At 65.0% G+C, this 15113-nt stretch carries 13 protein-coding genes; 5 read left to right on the forward strand and 8 right to left on the reverse strand.

Annotation, left to right across the window (positions count from 1 at the left end; all coding sequences use genetic code 11):
• Positions 1-91: 91 nt before the first annotated feature.
• From FJW07_RS01475 to FJW07_RS01500, 5 genes are all read left to right on the forward strand, one after another.
• On the forward strand, positions 92-1246 hold the full coding sequence (locus FJW07_RS01475) for an ABC transporter substrate-binding protein (protein WP_140702572.1): 1155 nt from the start codon (positions 92-94) through the stop codon (positions 1244-1246).
• Positions 1247-1405: 159 nt separating this feature from the next.
• On the forward strand, positions 1406-2404 hold the full coding sequence (locus tag FJW07_RS01480) for an ABC transporter ATP-binding protein (RefSeq protein ID WP_140853988.1): 999 nt from the start codon (positions 1406-1408) through the stop codon (positions 2402-2404).
• Between the two features lie 313 nt (positions 2405-2717).
• Positions 2718-3623 carry an ABC transporter permease gene (locus tag FJW07_RS01490; RefSeq protein WP_181182148.1) on the forward strand — a complete coding sequence of 302 codons (906 nt, stop codon included), beginning with the start codon at positions 2718-2720 and terminating at the stop codon, positions 3621-3623.
• Positions 3613-4428, forward strand: coding sequence for an ABC transporter permease (locus FJW07_RS01495; RefSeq protein WP_140853989.1), 816 nt, complete (start codon positions 3613-3615; stop codon positions 4426-4428). The genes FJW07_RS01490 and FJW07_RS01495 overlap by 11 nt, the downstream gene beginning before the upstream one ends.
• A 25-nt stretch (positions 4429-4453) precedes the next feature.
• On the forward strand, positions 4454-5881 hold the full coding sequence (locus FJW07_RS01500; protein WP_140782581.1) for a gamma-aminobutyraldehyde dehydrogenase: 1428 nt from the start codon (positions 4454-4456) through the stop codon (positions 5879-5881).
• A gap of 118 nt (positions 5882-5999) precedes the next feature.
• On the opposite strand, the gene FJW07_RS01505 is transcribed toward FJW07_RS01500, so the two are convergent.
• The 8 genes from FJW07_RS01505 to fdhF all read right to left on the reverse strand — a co-directional run bounded on the left by FJW07_RS01505 (position 6000) and on the right by fdhF (position 15110).
• On the reverse strand, positions 6000-7409 hold the full coding sequence (locus FJW07_RS01505; RefSeq protein ID WP_140782582.1) for an FAD-binding oxidoreductase: 1410 nt from the start codon (positions 7407-7409) through the stop codon (positions 6000-6002).
• Between the two features lie 332 nt (positions 7410-7741).
• Positions 7742-8056: a hypothetical protein gene (locus tag FJW07_RS01510; RefSeq protein ID WP_140647069.1), complete on the reverse strand. Its 315-nt coding sequence runs from the start codon at positions 8054-8056 to the stop codon at positions 7742-7744.
• A gap of 55 nt (positions 8057-8111) precedes the next feature.
• Positions 8112-8474 carry a nuclear transport factor 2 family protein gene (locus FJW07_RS01515; protein ID WP_140647070.1) on the reverse strand — a complete coding sequence of 121 codons (363 nt, stop codon included), beginning with the start codon at positions 8472-8474 and terminating at the stop codon, positions 8112-8114.
• Between the two features lie 80 nt (positions 8475-8554).
• Positions 8555-9028: a carboxymuconolactone decarboxylase family protein gene (locus FJW07_RS01520; protein WP_112128489.1), complete on the reverse strand. Its 474-nt coding sequence runs from the start codon at positions 9026-9028 to the stop codon at positions 8555-8557.
• A 108-nt stretch (positions 9029-9136) separates the two neighbouring features.
• On the reverse strand, positions 9137-10690 hold the full coding sequence (locus tag FJW07_RS01525) for an alpha/beta fold hydrolase (protein ID WP_140853991.1): 1554 nt from the start codon (positions 10688-10690) through the stop codon (positions 9137-9139).
• A 112-nt stretch (positions 10691-10802) separates the two neighbouring features.
• A complete protein-coding gene (locus tag FJW07_RS01530) occupies positions 10803-11114 on the reverse strand; it encodes a formate dehydrogenase subunit delta (RefSeq protein WP_140853993.1) in 312 nt (103 codons plus the stop codon).
• Positions 11104-11928, reverse strand: a complete 825-nt coding sequence (gene fdhD / locus FJW07_RS01535) for a formate dehydrogenase accessory sulfurtransferase FdhD (RefSeq protein WP_140853995.1) — start codon at positions 11926-11928, stop codon at positions 11104-11106. Before fdhD ends, FJW07_RS01530 begins: the two co-directional genes overlap by 11 nt.
• A 269-nt stretch (positions 11929-12197) precedes the next feature.
• On the reverse strand, positions 12198-15110 hold the full coding sequence (fdhF, locus tag FJW07_RS01545; protein ID WP_140853997.1) for a formate dehydrogenase subunit alpha: 2913 nt from the start codon (positions 15108-15110) through the stop codon (positions 12198-12200).
• Between the last annotated feature and the right edge of the window lie 3 nt (positions 15111-15113).

A 15113-nucleotide genomic window follows, 5' to 3' on the forward strand; every position in this document is an offset into this window, starting at 1 on the left:
AATTTGCGAAACCGGATTTTTCACAGCACCTTTCGTTCAGGGAACAAAGCCGCGCCCTGAGAGCGCTGCCCCTAGCAATGGGAGATCGACGATGAATGCATTCCTGAAGTCGTGCACGGCGCTGACAGTCGCGCTGACTTTTTCCAGTCAGGCCATCGCCCAGGTCAAGGAACTCGGCAAGGGCGAGGGTGAGGTCAACATCGTTGCCTGGCCGGGCTATATCGAGCGTGGCGAGACCGACAAGGGCTATGATTGGGTGACGGCTTTCGAGAAGGAAAGCGGCTGCAAGGTCAACGTCAAGACCGCCAACACCTCGGACGAGATGGTCTCGCTGATGAACGAAGGCGGCTTCGACCTCGTCACCGCTTCGGGCGATGCTTCACTGCGCCTCGTCGCCGGCAAGCGTGTCCAGCCGATCAACACCGATCTGATCCCAAGCTGGAAGACCGTCGACGACCGCCTGAAGGATGCGCCGTGGTTCACCGTCGACAAGGTGCATTACGGCGTTCCCTATCAGTGGGGCCCGAACATCCTGATGTACAGCACCGACGTCTTCAAGGAAGCGCCCAAGAGCTGGAACGTCGTCTTCGAGGAAATGAAGCTGCCCGACGGCAAGTCGAACAAGGGCCGCGTCCAGGCCTATGACGGCCCGATCCACATCGCCGACGCCGCCAACTATTTGATGTTCCACAAGCCGGAACTCGGCATCAAGGACCCTTACGAGCTCAATGAGGACCAGTACAAGGCGGCGCTCGATCTTTTGCGCACGCAACGCACGCTGGTCGGCCGCTACTGGCACGATGCCGCGATCCAGGTCGACGACTTCCAGAACGAAGGCGTGGTCGCCTCCGGCTCATGGCCCTATCAGGTCAACACGCTGGTCGCCGCCAAGAAGCCGGTCGCCTCGACCGTGCCGGAAGAAGGTGTCACCGGTTGGGCCGACACCACCATGATGGAAGCCGACGCCGCTCATCCGAACTGCGCCTATATGTGGCTCGAGCATTCCCTGTCGCCGAAGGTCCAGGGCGACGTCTCGGCCTGGTTCGGCTCGCTGCCGGTCGTGCCCGCCGCCTGCAAGGGTAACGAACTGCTCGGCGAGGAAGGCTGCAAGACCAACGGCTACGAGAATTTCGACAAGATCAAGTTCTGGAAGACGCCGGTATCGAAATGCGCCAGCCAGAACGACCAGTGCGTGCCTTACTACCGCTGGGTGTCGGACTATATCGGCGTCATCGGCGGCCGGTGATCTCCTAGTCCTCCCCTCCGGGGGTAGGTTCGAGATGCAGTGTCGGGGTGGGGGCGATCCCCACCCGAGGCTGAACCGCGACCTCTCGCGGGGAGGTGGTTCGCCGCGCGAATTTCCCAGACCAGGCTATAGACAGCCCGGCTATAGACAGACAGGCCCATGACCTCTGCCGTTTCCTTCAAACAAGTCTCGCGCCATTTTGGCAACGTGCGCGCCGTCGACGCCGTCGATCTCGACATCGTACCGGGCGAGTTCTTCGCCATGCTGGGGCCGTCAGGGTCCGGCAAGACGACCTGCCTGCGTCTCATCGCCGGCTTCGAGCAGCCGACGGCCGGCTCGATCTCCATCTTCGGCGCCCGCGCCGAGGGCGTTCCGCCCTATCGCCGCAACGTCAACACCGTCTTCCAGGACTATGCGCTGTTCCCGCATCTCAACGTGCTCGACAACGTCGCCTACGGCCTGATGGTCAAGGGCGTCGGCAAGGCCGAGCGGCTGAAGGCGGCGGAGGAAGCGCTGTCGCTGGTGCGTTTGCCGGGCTATGGCGCGCGCCGCCCCGGCCAGCTATCCGGCGGCCAGCGCCAGCGTGTCGCGCTTGCCCGTGCGTTGGTCAACCAGCCCAAGGTGCTGCTGCTGGACGAGCCGCTCGGCGCGCTCGACCTCAAGCTGCGCGAGAACATGCAGGAGGAATTGAAATCGCTGCAGAAGGTGCTCGGCATCACCTTCGTCTTCGTCACCCACGACCAGGGCGAGGCGCTTTCCATGGCCGACCGCGTCGCCGTCTTCAACGATGGCAGGATCATGCAGATCGGCACTCCGGAAGATATTTACCAGCGCCCAAACACACGCTTCGTCGCCGATTTCGTCGGCTCGTCCAACGTGCTGCCGCCGGATTTCGTCCAGCGCTATTCCGGCCAGCATCGCTGGGGGAGTCTGCGCCCGGAGTCCATCCGCATCTCCAGCGCGGCCAGCGGCGACGGCGTCGCCGCGCGCCTGGTCGGGACCAACTACCTCGGCGCCACGACAAGGCTGGCGCTCGACGCCGACGGGTTGAGGCTGCACGCGGTGGTGCCGGCGGGCATGGCGCTGCCGGCGGAAGGCGAGGCGGTGATGCTCACCTTCAACCGCGAGAGCCTGCATCTGATGGATGAGCCGGCATGACCGTGCTCGGGATAGTGGCCAGTCAGGCAGGCGAGGCGCTCTACGGCGCCCCCCTCTGGCCTGCCGGCCATCTCCCCCACAAGGGGGGAGATTGGCTGTTTCGGCGCCCCACGCATCCTTCCGACGTTGGTGACTGGCGAAATCGCAGGCGACGGCTGATCTCCCCCCTTGTGGGGGAGATGTCCGGCAGGACAGAGGGGGGCGCGAAGGATCTCGGCTTCCCCCACAATGCCCTTCAGCACGCGGTGTCCCCATGACCGTCGCCGCTGTTCAATCCAACCCCACCCCCGCCATCCTGCCCGGCAGCGGCGGCATGCGCGGCGCGCTGTCCGATCTCTTCTGGCGGCAGCCGAAGCTTCTGCTGCTGCTCATGCTCCTGCCACCCGTGCTATGGCTCGGCATTGTCTATATCGGCTCGCTGTTCGCACTGCTGGCGCAGAGCTTCTTCTCGATCGACGAGTTTTCCGGCCTCATCAACCGCGAGTTCACGCTGAAGACCTATGGCGACCTGTTCCAGGCAGCCAATCTCGACATCATCCTGCGCACGGTGACGATGGCGGCGCTGGTCACGCTTGCCTCGGCGATCATTGCTTTCCCCATCGCCTATTACGCGGCGCGCTATGCGCGCGGCCGCTGGAAGGCGCTGTTCTATCTCGGCGTCATGCTGCCGCTGTGGTCGAGCTATCTGGTCAAGATTTACGCCTGGAAGCTGATCCTGGCCAAGGAAGGCATCCTCACTTGGCTGCTCGCCAAGCTGAACCTGCTCTGGCTGCTCGATGCCTGGCTGTCGCTGCCGATCGTCGGCGGCAACTCGCTGTCGGTCTCCTTCACCGGCACCTTCATCGTCTTCGTCTATGTCTGGCTGCCCTTCATGATCCTGCCGGTGCAGGCCGCGCTCGAACGCGTGCCCGGCAATCTGGTCGAGGCCTCGTCCGATCTCGGCGCCTCGCCCGGCCAGACCTTCCGCAACGTGCTGTTCCCGCTGGCGCTGCCCGGCATCGTCGCCGGCTCGATCTTCACCTTCTCGCTGACCTTGGGCGACTACATCATCCCGCAGATCATCGGCACCTCGCGCCTGTTCATCGGCCAGGCCGTCTATTCACAGCAGGGCACCGCCGGCAACATTCCGTTGGCCGCCGCCTTCACCGTGGTGCCCATCGTCATCATGGGCTTCTATCTATGGGGCGCCAAGCGCATGGGGGCTTTCGATGCGCTCTGACCGTGGCCAATCCGCTCCGCTCGGCCTGAAGATCGCCGCCGCCTGCAGCCTGCTCTTCCTGCACCTGCCGATCCTCCTGATCTTCGTCTATGCCTTCACGACGGAAGAGAAGAGTTTCGTCTGGCCGCCGCCGGGGTTCACCACGCAATGGTTCGCCGTCACCTGGAACCGGCCGGACGTCTGGGATGCGTTGTCGCTCTCTGTCCGCGTCGCCGCCATCTCGACGGCGATCGCGCTGATGCTCGGCACGCTCTGCGCCGCCGCCGTCTCGCGGACGCGCTTCTTCGGCCGCGAGGCCATCTCGCTGCTGGTCATCCTGCCGATCGCGCTGCCCGGCATCATCACCGGCATTGCGCTGCGCTCGGCCTTTGCGCTGGCCGACATCCCGTTCTCGTTCTGGACGATCGTGCTCGGCCACGCCACCTTCTGCGTGGTCGTCGTCTACAACAACGCCGTCGCCCGCTTCCGCCGCACCTCCGGTTCGATGATCGAGGCCTCGATGGACCTCGGGGCTGACGGTTTCCAGACGTTCCGGCATGTCGTGCTGCCCAACATCGCAACCGCATTGCTCGCCGGCGGCATGCTCGCCTTCGCGCTCTCCTTCGACGAGGTCATCGTCACCACCTTCACCGCCGGCCAGCAGCAGACCGTGCCGATCTGGATGCTGGAGGAACTGATCCGCCCGCGCCAGCGCCCGGTCACCAATGTCGTGGCCATGGTCGTCGTGCTGGTGACGCTGCTGCCGATCCTCTTTGCCTATTACCTGACCCGCGACGGCGACCAGATCGCCGGTTCGGGCAAATAACCGAATTGATTAGGGAGTGACGTCCATGGACACCCAGATGCTGATCGGCTCGAAATTCGAGAAGGGCACCGAGACGGAGGAGCCGATCCTCAATCCGAAGACCGGCGCGACGATCCTCAACTTGCCTGAAGCGAGTCCGGCGCAGATCGAGGCTGCCGTCGCTGCGGCCGAACGAGCGTTCGTCAGTTGGTCGCGCACCACGCCGGCGCAGCGCTCGGGCTATCTGCTCAAGATCGCCGACCGCATCGAGGCCGAGGCGAAGGACTTCGCGGCGCTCGAAGCGCTGAATTGCGGCAAGCCGATCAACGCCGTGCTCAATGACGAGATTCCGGCGATCGTCGACTGCTACCGCTTCTTTGCCGGCGCGGTGCGTTCGATGCCCGGCCAGGTTGCCGGCGAATATATTCCGGGCCACACCTCGATGGTGCGGCGCGACCCGGTCGGCATCGTCGCTTCCATCGCGCCCTGGAACTATCCGCTGATGATGATGGCCTGGAAGCTGGCGCCGGCGATCGGCGGCGGCAACACGGTCGTCTTCAAGCCGTCGGAGCAGACGCCGCTGACGGCGCTGAAGCTGGCGAAGATCCTCGCCAAGGTGCTGCCCGAGGGCGTCGTCAATGTCGTGCTCGGCCGCGGCGACAGCGTCGGCAACACGCTGATCAACCACCCCAAGGTGAACATGATCTCGATCACCGGTGACGTCGCCACCGGCAAGAAGGTGCTGCAGGCGGCCGCCAAGTCGGTCAAGCGCACGCATCTGGAGCTTGGTGGCAAGGCGCCGGTCATCGTCTTCGACGACGCCGATCTCGGCGCGGTGGTCAACGGCCTGCGCGCTTTCGGCTATTACAATGCCGGCCAGGACTGCACCGCCGCTTGCCGCATCTATGCCGGCAAGAAGATCTACGACAAGCTCGTCGCCGACCTCTCTTCCGCCGTCTCGACCATCAAATACAACCAGCCGGACGACACCGAGAACGAGATCGGGCCGCTGATCTCGCGCCGCCAGCGCGACCGCGTGTCGAGCTTCGTCGAACGCGCTTCGGAACTGAAGCACATCGAGATCACCACCGGCGGCAAGCCGGGCGAGGGCTCCGGCTTCTACTACCAGCCGACCGTCGTCGCCGGCGCGCTGCAGGAAGACGAGATCGTGCGCCGCGAGGTGTTCGGTCCGGTCGTCTCGGTCACTCGCTTCTCCGACGTCGATGAAGCGGTGAACTGGGCGAACGACAGCGACTACGGCCTGGCCTCGTCGGTGTGGACGAAAGACGTCTCGCGCGCCATGGCGACGGCCGCCCGCCTGCAATATGGCTGCACCTGGATCAACACGCACTTCATGCTGACCAACGAGATGCCGCATGGCGGGTTGAAGCAGTCCGGCTACGGCAAGGACATGTCGCTCTACGCGCTGGAGGACTACACCGCCGTCCGCCACGTGATGGTGGCCCACGGCTAGGCGCCTTCTGCCTCTTCCCTTGTGGGAGAGGTCGGATTGCACCGAATTGCGAAGAGCAATTCGGAGGCAGTCCGACCTCGGCGCGACGATCCCTGTGTCGGCGGGATCAGCATAAGAATTAAGCGGCTGTCCTGCCTTCCGTCATCGAAGTCGCGGGCTTGATGTTCTGGTTGACCCGGAAGACGTTGAAGGGGTCATAGGTGCGCTTCACCTGGCTCAGCCGCTCGTAATTTGCGCCATAGCTCGCCTGCACGCGCGCTTCTCCTTCGTCGTCCATCATGAAATTCACGTAACCGCCTTCGCCGTTATGGGGGTGGATGCTCGTCCAGTAGGTCTTGGCCCACCTGGTGAGGTCGGCGGCCTTGCCCGGATCGGGATCGATGGCGGCGATGACCATCGACCAGGTTGCGTCGCGCGCGTTCCATGCGGTCTCGTTCTTGCCGACGCGGCGAACGGCGCCGTCGATCGGGTAAAGATGCATGAGCGACAATTCGCTCGGCGCCGCGGCGGCCTGCGCGATATGGGTGGCGATGGCTTCGTCGGGAAGCGACTTCACGAAATCGCCCTTCCAATACCATTGCAGGCCTTTCGGAAGCAGTGGATCGAACAACGCCTGCAAGGCCGGGAATGGCATCATGCCCATCCAGTTGAAAATCGGCGGCGGCAGATTGTCGAGCAGCGGCGCCATGGCCTTGCGCCCGTCCTCCTCGGTGCCGTTGTAGCAGGAGATGATGGCGCAGGCGCGTTTGCCCCAATATTCGCGCGGGAAGGGATCGGTCGAGGGAACGGTTTTCAGGCCGACAAAGGCGCCAAGATCTTCCGGCGCCTCCGGCAGGTAGTCGCGATAGGTCTGCATGACGGCCAACGCATCCTTGGCCTCCCAGAACACCGGGCCGCCGAAGATCATGTTCACGGGATGGGCCTGGAACAGGAAGCTGGTCACGACGCCGAAATTGCCGCCGCCGCCCCGGAGCGCCCAGAACAGGTCGGGATTCTCGGCTTTGCTGGCTGTCACCACGCTGCCGTCGGCCAGCACCAGATCGGCTTCGACCAGATTGTCGATGGTGAGACCGTATCTGCGCGTGAGATAGCCCGTCCCTCCGCCGAGGGTCAGACCGGCAACGCCCGTGGTCGAGACGATGCCGGCCGGAACAGCCAGCCCGAAAGGATGGGTGGCATGGTCCACGTCACCCGACGTGCAGCCTGGCCCGACCCTCACGGTGCGCGTTTTCGGATCGACATGGACCCCTTTCATCATCGACAGGTCGATGACGAGGCCGTTGTCGCAAATCCCCAGCCCGGCGCCGTTGTGCCCGCCGCCGCGCACGGCGATCAGCAGGTCGTTGTCGCGCGCGTATTTCACGGCGGTGATCACGTCGGCGACATCGGCGCAGCGTGCGATCAGCAGCGGGCGCTTTTCGATCATGCCGTTATAGACCTTGCGGGCCTCGTCGTAGCCGGCATCGTCACGCAGGATCACCTCCCCGCGCAGGCTTTCACGCAGTTTTGCATGGGTTTCGTCGGTCATCGGTTTGCTCCCTTGATTGCGCCCACCGCCATGCGGCGTCGGCGCGACGCATTTGTTGCTTCGTTATGCCGCCTCGACGGGCGGGTGCGTTCGACGGTGCAGGAAGAGCACATTGCACCAATCCGGTGCGCGCCGCTTCGCCCGAAAGGGCCAGCGGGGCATGGCCCGGGAGAGCCATGACATGGCAGCCAACCCGGCCGGGGCCGGCCGTGCCGGGATGCTCGGTCCCTGGCCCTGTCGATCTGATGCTGACGAGCGGCCGCCCGCGTCGCGGCCACTCGCGCCTTCGTGCTCGCCGGCGGCCTCTCAGCCCCGGCTCTTCGACGGTGCAGCTATTCCACGATGCGGAAGATCTGCCACTGGCTGGTGCCCGACACCACATAGGGCTCTAATTCCTTGCCCCATTTGGCGTGCGCGTCGATCTTGGCGATCTTGGCAAAGAACGCTTCCAGCTGGGCCAGGCTTTCGACCTCGTGATGGGACTCGATCGTCGCTTCACGTGCGCCGATCGAGCCGGTCATGAGGCGAAAATTCAAGTCAGCGAGCCCGACCTGCGAGCCGATCTCGCGCTCCCATTTCCGCATCAGCTCGAGTGCGGTCTGCTTCTGGCCGAACTTCGCGTCGATCTGCCATCTGGCGCTGAACATGTTTGCTCTCCCTCATGATTGCGGCCAGGCCGCTGTTTGATTTGTCCGCGACTTGTTATTCGTCCCAGGCCTGCACGACGGTCTGCCGCGCGATCAGGCCGTTTTTCAGCTCCACCATCGCCGCGCAGTACACTTTTGTGCCGTCCGGATAGGCGCAGGCTTGCATGAAGGCGAGGTTGTCCCCCTCGGCGATGGTGGTATCCACCTTGTGGGTCATCGCCCGGCTGCAGATATCGTCCCAGAAGGTGCTGATCGCCGCGCGGCCGCGGATCTCGCGCGGCTTGCTCGGCGGATTGTTCCGGTCGATCACCCGCACCAGCGCATCGTCATTGTAGAAGCTCGACAAGAGCTTGCCGTCACGGCCCTCGATCGCCTTCTTGATCGCGGCGCCATCCACTGTCTTTGTCTTGGTCAACATTTCTTGCCTCCATGGCCCGTCTGATCGGGCGTTCCGTTGCTCGGGACGCAGCCCGGCGTGACCGCCGGGCCGAGGGTCTTTCACTGCGACTTCGCCTTGACGGCGGCGAACAGGTCGTCGGTCTGCTTCTTGAATGTGGCGAGGTCGACCTGGCTGCCGTTGAGCATCGTCGACCAGTGGCGCACGATCGCCGCCATGGCGATGGCCTCCTTGATCTCCTCGTCGCTCGCGCCGTTCGCCTTGGCCGCCAGCGTGTGGAAATAGATGCAGTACTGGCAGGGGATCTGCGAAGCGACCGCCAGGCCCATCAGCTCCTTGGTCTTGCCATTGAGGGCGGTGTTCGGATTGAGCTGCACGCCCTTGATCTCGGCCCACGCGCCGGCCACCGCGACATCGGGCAGCGTCTTGAACATGTCGGGCACCGTGCCGAGCGTGGCCTGGATATCTTTGTAGGCCGCGGTTGCCGAGGCGTCCTCGGCCCGCGCCGGAGTGATGGCCAGCAACGCGCCCGCGGCAAATGCCAGCAATCCGATCTTGCGATTCAATTTCAGCATTTCATCCTCCATTCGCAGTGCTTTCGTGGCTGCATCGCCTAGCCTGCATGGGGAGAATTGATACCTCTTAGGGCGCCCCGACCGCTTCGCCCGAAAGCGCCATGGCTCTCATGGCCCGTCCGGGCCAGCATGTCTGGCCGAGAAGGCCGCCGCCGCCGCCCGCGACGGCAGGTCGAGCTTGAGCAATATGTTGGCGACGTGGCGCTTGACCGTGTGCTCGCTGAGGCAGAGTTCGGCGGCGATCGCGGCATTGCTCTTGCCGTCGGCGATCAGGTTCACCACCTCGCTCTCGCGCGCCGTCAGCGCGGCCGGCTCGGCGGGCCTTGCCTTGGGCCGGCAGGCCGGCTCCAGATGCTGCTCCGACGTCGCCAGAACTGCCGGCATGGGCTCGTCCACCTCATCGAGGCTGACGCGGCCGGCATCGACGAAATGCAGGCCGGAACCTATTGCGAGATCGGCGACTAGCCGCGAGGCGAGGATGTCGCCGCGCCCGGCATGCGCGGCGAGCTGCATCGTCACCCGCGCCGTCAGCCCGACCGGCTGGCCGCGCATTTCGATCTCGCCAACATGCACGCCTTGCGCGCTGGCCACGCCGATCTGCTGTGCCGCCTCGCGCAGCGCCGCGGCGCAGCGCACGGCGCGCGCCGGCCCATCGAAGCGCGACATCATCAATTCGCCATGCGTGCCGGCCGTACGGCCGCCATGGCGGCCGACCAGAAGCCGCCAGGTTTCCTGGAAGCGCTGGCTGCGCTCGCTCCACATGCGGTCGCCGAGCTTGGCCGTGTCGTAGATGCGCGTCCCCAGCAGCGCCGCCAGCACGCGCTCGGTGTCGGCCACCGCCGGTTCTCCGGTCAGGAATTCCTCGATCAGATCGGCCACTCGGTCGACGTCGCCGGTCCAGATCGGGTGGTCGCGCCCAGAGATCTCGACCAGGCGAGCGCCGGGGATCTTCCTGGCCAGGAAGCGGCTGGCATCGGGGTCGACGCGGGCGTCGTTGCGGCGATGGATCAGGAATGCCGGCACCCTGATCATCCCGAGTATATCGCGCACGTCGATATCGGCGTTCATGCGGGCAAGCGCTGCGGCCGCCGTCGGACTGGCCGACAGCCGCTCAAACCGGGCCCACCACTGGGTGAAGTGGGTATCGTCCACCCGGCCAGGCGCGAAATTCGGCAAGGTGGCGCCGGTGCCCCACGATGTCTCCGCCGTCTCAATGAAAGCTTCCAGCCGTTCCGGCGGCATCACCCATCTGTGGAAATGCGCATAGGCGCCATAGAGGACGAGCGCGCGCGTCCGCTCCGGATAGGTGGCGGCGAACAGCATCGCCATCGGCGCGCCCTCCGAGGCGCCGAGGATCGCCGCCCGGCCGCTGCCGGCGGCGTCCATCACCGCGCGCACATCGTCCATGCGCGTTTCGAGACTGGGCAGATTGTGGTTGTCGACGCGGTCGGAAAGCCCGGTGCCGCGCTTGTCGAACAGGATCAGGCGCGAGAAGGCCGAGAGCCGTTTCAACAGGCGGCTGTAGCCTTCGTCTTCCCAATGCAGATCGAGATTGGAAATGAAGCCCGGCACGAAGACCAGATCGAACGCGCCCTGGCCGACCACCTGATAGGCGATCCGCACCTCTCCGCTGCGCGCGTATCTGGTCTCGATCGGCCTCACGAGTTCTTCCGCCTGGCCTGACGATTTCCGATCGTCAAACATAGCAGAGCCGACCAGGTAGCGGCAGCTTAAACTTTAGCAAAAAGAAATGTAAGACCGCCGGTCGCTGCGACTATTTCTGGGAAGCGACGATGTCGGCCGGGAAAGCCTTGAGTCCAAGCTTCGTGTCGGCCTCCGCTGGGCTGATCGGTCGCTTGATCTTGGCCGAGGCGGCGATCACAAGGTCGTCGAAATTCTCCGTGCCGGCGTCCAGCATCTCGAAGAATTGGCGCCGCATCCGAGGCTCCCAGAACTTGTTGATGTGCTCGGCAACGCCGGTAATGCCTTCCTCGCGCGGCTTCGAATGGAAGAAGGTGGCGATCTGGTTGGCCATGCGCACCAGCTTTTCCTTGGTGCTGGCGATGTGGTCCTCGTCATGCGACATGCTTGGCAACTCCGGAAGCCACCCGTTCGGGGTGGGTGAAGATATCGAAATCGTCGCCGCGAACCAGCGCCACCAGCGTCATGCCGGCGGCCTCGGCCGTGCGAATGGCAAGGGCGGTCGGCGCCGAAACCGCCATGATGATCGAAGCGCCGATGGCGGCCGTCTTCTGCACCATCTCCACCGACACGCGCGAGGTCACCACGACGGCGCCGCTCGCGCCGTCGATGCCGGCCTTGGCCAGCGCACCGGCGAGCTTGTCCAGCGCATTGTGGCGGCCGACATCCTCACGCGCCATGACGATGCCCTTGCCGGGAACGTAGAAGCCGGCGGCATGCACAGCGCCGGTTTCGGTGTGCAGCGGCTGGACCTTCGACAAAAGCCTGACCGAACGGGTAACGTCCTCGGCGTCGAGCGTAAGCTTCGACGAACCGACCGCGTCGACCGAACGCATCGCCTCCTCGATGGATTCGATGCCGCACAGGCCGCAGCCGACCGGCCCGGCAAGCCGGCGCCGCCGCGCCTGGAAGCGCGTGTTGGCCTGGTCCTTCAGCCGGATCTGGATATCGATGCCGGCGCCGAGATCCTCGACCTCGATCGCCTCGATCCCCTTTGGGTCGGCAATGATGCCCTCGGTCAGCGAGAAGCCGAGCGCGAAATCCTCGAAATCGGCAGGGCTTGCCATCATCACCGCATGCGTCGTGCCGGCAAAGGAGAACGCCACCGGCGTCTCCTCCGGCACCATGCGGTTCGCGGCCGAGGTGCCGCCGGCGCGATGCGCGAGGCGAGAGATTTGGGAGATAGGAGGGCGGTTCACGAGGCGCCAGCCCCTGGCCTGCCGGCCATTTCGCTCACGATATGTCGAAGGCCTCTTACGTCAATCGGCAATTGCTCTCCAACGCCTTCCCCCGCTCCGTCGCTGCTTCGCAGCGCCACCTCTCCCCCCTCCGGAGGGAGAGGAAAGGAGCCAACTGGGATCGCCGCGCGCCTTTCCTCTCCCCCGTCGATCGGGGGAGAGGTGTCGAGCGAAGCTCGACGGAGTGGGGGTCGATCAGCCGTCAAGATTGAGCTCTGTCCTCGACACACCTACTCCGCCGCCTGCAACGGGGCGATGCGCCGGCTCTGCTTGGCCTGTTCGTTATAGTCCTTCTGCCAGTCGCTCGGGCCGTTGGACGGCGCCACCTGCACGGCGGTGACCTTGTATTCCGGACAATTGGTCGCCCAGTCCGAGAAGTCGGTGGTGATCACGTTGGCCTGCGTGTCCGGGTGGTGGAAGGTCGTGTAGACGACGCCGGGCGAGACGCGGTCGGTGATCAACGCGCGCAGCGTGGTTTCGCCCGAACGGCTCGCCAGCCGCACCCAGTCGCCTTCGCGCACGCCGTGGACCTCGGCGTCGTGCGGATGGATCTCCAGCCGGTCCTCGGCGTGCCACATCGAATTCTCGGTGCGTCGGGTCTGCGCGCCGACATTGTACTGCGACAGGATACGGCCGGTGGTGAGCAGCAGCGGATAGCGCGGACCTGTGCGCTCGTCGGTCGCCACATATTCGGTGCGGATGAACTTGCCCTTGCCGCGCACGAAGCCGTCGACATGCATGATCGGCGTGCCGAGCGGCGCCTTCTCGTTGCAGGGCCACTGCACCGAGCCGACGCGGTCGAGCAGCTCGAAGGAGACGCCGGCAAAGCTCGGCGTCGTCTTGGCGATCTCGTCCATGATCTGCGACGGATGCGTGTAATTCCAGTCGAGCCCGATGGCGCGGGCGAGCTCCTGCGTCGCTTCCCAATCGGCATAGCGCGCCTTCGGTTCGATGACTTTGCGCACCATGTTGATGCGGCGCTCGGCATTGGTGAAGGTGCCGTCCTTCTCGAGGAAGGTCGAGCCCGGCAGGAAGACATGTGCGTAGTTCGCCGTCTCGTTCAGGAAGAGGTCGTGCACGACCACGCATTCCATGGCGGCGAGGCCGCCGGCGACATGCTTGGTGTCCGGATCGGACTGCAGGATGTCCTCGCCCTGGATGTAGATGCCCTTGAACGAACCGTCGACGGCTGCGTCCAGCATGTTGGGAATGCGCAGGCCGGGCTCGTCGTCCAGCTTCACGCCCCAGAGGCTTTCATAGATGTCGCGCACCGCCTCGCCCGAGATGTGGCGGTAGCCCGGCAATTCATGCGGGAACGAGCCCATGTCGCAGGAGCCCTGCACGTTGTTCTGGCCGCGCAGCGGGTTCACGCCGACGCCTTGCCGGCCGATATTGCCCGTGGCCATGGCGAGGTTGGCGATGGCGATCACCGTGGTGGAGCCCTGGCTGTGCTCCGTCACGCCGAGGCCGTAATAGATCGCGCCATTGCCGCCCTTGGCATACATGCGCGCGGCACCCCGGATCAGTTCCGGATCCACGCCCGATAGCTTGCCGACGGTTTCGGGGCTGTTCTCCGGCAGGGCGACGAAGGATGCCCAGTCCTGGAACTCGGCCCAGTCGCAGCGCTCGCGGATGAAGGCCTCGTCGAACAGGCCTTCGGTGACGACGACATGCGCCAGCGCCGTCAGCACCGCCACGTTGGTGCCGGGCTTCAAAGGCAGGTGGTAGTCGGCCTCGATATGCGCCGACTTGACCATCTCGGTGCGGCGCGGATCGAGCACGATCAGCTTGGCGCCCTGGCGCAGCCGCTTCTTCAGCCGCGAGGCGAACACCGGATGGGCCGAAGCCGGATTGGCGCCGATGATAACGGCGACGTCGGTGAATTCGACCGAATCGAAATCCTGCGTGCCGGCGGAGGTGCCGTAGGTCTGGCCGAGCCCGTAGCCGGTCGGCGAATGGCAGACGCGGGCGCAGGTGTCGACATTGTTGTTGCGGAAGCCCTGCCGCACCAGCTTCTGGACGAGATAGGTCTCCTCGTTGGTGCAGCGGGACGAGGTGATGCCGCCGATCGCGGTGCGTCCGTACTGATACTGGATGCGGCGGAATTCCTTGGCGGTGTGGGCGATCGCCTCTTCCCAGCTCACTTCGCGCCACGGATCGGAGATCTTCTCGCGGACCATCGGCGACAGGATGCGGTCCTTGTGGGTGGCGTAGCCATAGGCGAAGCGGCCCTTGACGCAGGAATGGCCGTGGTTCGCCTTGCCGTCCTTGTAAGGCATCATGCGGATGACCTCGTCATCCTTCACCTCGGCCTTGAACGAGCAGCCGACGCCGCAATAGGCGCAGGTGGTGACGGCCGAGCGCTCCGGCATGCCCTTTTCGAGCACGGTCTTCTCGCGCAGCGCGTCCGTCGGGCAGGCCTGCACGCAGGCGCCGCAGGAGACGCATTCGGAAGCGATGAAGTCCTCATGCATGCCGGCGACCATGCGCGACTCGAAGCCGCGGCCCTCGATGGTCAGCGCGAAGGTGCCTTGCACCTCCTCGCAGGCGCGCACGCAGCGCGAGCAGACGATGCACTGCGCCGGATCATAGGTGAAATAGGGATTGGATTCGTCACGCGCGATGTAGTCGACCGCCAGCGAGCCATGGCCAGGCGCAACGCCGTTCTCTTCCTTGACGTGGTTGCGGCCTTCGACGCCGTAGCGGTTCTCGGCGAGGCCGACCGACTTCGCCACCGCGTCGAATTCGCTGGCGCCGGTTCCGGCCTTCTCGTTCCAGCCGGTCGGATGGTCGGAGACATAGAGCTCCATGACGCCGCGGCGGATGGCGTCGAGCCGGTCCGACTGCGTGCGCACCACCATGCCTTCGCCGACCGGCGTCGTGCAGGAGGCCGGCGTGCCGCCGCGTCCTTCGATCTCGACCAGGCAGACGCGGCACGAGCCGAAGGAGTCCAGCATGTCGGTGGCGCAGAGCTTCGGGATCTCGACCCCGCCCTCCATCGCCGCGCGCATGATCGACGTGCCTTCCGGCACGGTGATGCTTTGCCCGTCGACGGTCAGCGTGATCTGCTTCGTCGCTTTCGACTCCGGCGTTCCGTAGTCGATCTCTTCGATGAGTGTCGGGAAGTCGGCCTTGATGTTCATCTT

Origin of the sequence: Mesorhizobium sp. B3-1-9 (assembly GCF_006439595.1) — a bacterium.
Lineage (GTDB): Bacteria > Pseudomonadota > Alphaproteobacteria > Rhizobiales > Rhizobiaceae > Mesorhizobium.